This is a genomic window from Pontibacter toksunensis (assembly GCF_042686245.1).
GTDB lineage: Bacteria > Bacteroidota > Bacteroidia > Cytophagales > Hymenobacteraceae > Pontibacter > Pontibacter toksunensis.
In genome coordinates, this window is sequence record NZ_JBHUOX010000091.1 from 1 (window position 1) to 1101 (window position 1101).

General features: G+C 43.0%; 2 protein-coding genes. Both read right to left on the reverse strand.

Annotated features, from left to right (window positions below; genetic code table 11):
• A partial coding sequence (locus ACFS7Z_RS27240; protein WP_377492645.1) for a chemotaxis protein CheB occupies positions 1-685 on the reverse strand: 685 nt, incomplete at its 3' end.
• Between the two features lie 178 nt (positions 686-863).
• Positions 864-1101: hypothetical protein (locus ACFS7Z_RS27245; RefSeq protein ID WP_377492648.1), on the reverse strand; the 238-nt coding region annotated here is incomplete at its 5' end.

A 1101-nucleotide genomic window follows, 5' to 3' on the forward strand; every position in this document is an offset into this window, starting at 1 on the left:
AGGCGTAAATACTTTTCTCACCCAATTGTTTCACGTTGTCATAATCCACCACTACCCGTTCCGCAATTTCCGATTCTATCATAACATCCGGAGGCGCTGGAATTTCTTCGGGGCTGGTTTGGGTAATGCCCAAAATCACCTCTCCCATACTGGCCAGGGATATGCAGTAATTCACTTCCATGTTATTCAGTACCGACAAGGGCATATCCGGGTATTCGGCTTCGTTAGGGTCCTGCACCATACACGTGCCGCCGCTTCTTTTGATAGCCAGCATACCGGTGGTACCGTCATCGAGCAAACCGGTTAAAACTACCCCAATGGCCCGGTTACTGTATGCCGCTGCCGCCGAACGAAACAACACGTCTATGGATGGACGCCACCGGTTTTCTTCCGGCCCATGCCCCAGAACGATAGTCTCTTTTTTTACCAGTAAGTGAAGATTAGGCGATGCGACATAGATATGGCCTTTTTTTATGGGTGCGCCATCAACAGCTACTTCACAGGGTAAAGCGGTACGCTGTTTTAAATTATGCACTAAAAAATCACTGATACTGGTGTGGGATAAATGCATGACAATAAAAATTGCGGCGTCCAGATCGGGCTGCAATTGTGCGACAAATTCAGATAGGGCATTCAGGCCCCCTGCCGAAGCACCTACCGCAATAACAAATTTAGGCTTATCCATGTGCATAGAGTCTATATACAATAAGGGAAACTATATACGCCAATACTTCAGTTCCGGCAAAAATGAACTTAATACTTATTTTAAGCTTTTCGTTAACATAAGCAAAAGTTACATTTTTTATAAGTTCTTGAATGTGTGGTCTACGTGTCAAATTTTAAACTTATTACCAGCGGTTACTTTACATGGAGCAAAATATAATACCGAATCTAATTCTGACGATTATATCCAGTATACTTAAGAAGAAGTACAGGCGACACAGGAGTAGAATATTTAATACATTTGAATTAACTGCCAATTCTTCCCCTTCAGGATATGTTTCTTGATTTTCCGGTTCACTCTTTTTAAAGAAAACTATGTTCACGTCAGATCCCCAGTATGTCATTGCAATAGGAGCTTCTGCCGGTGGCGTAGAAGAA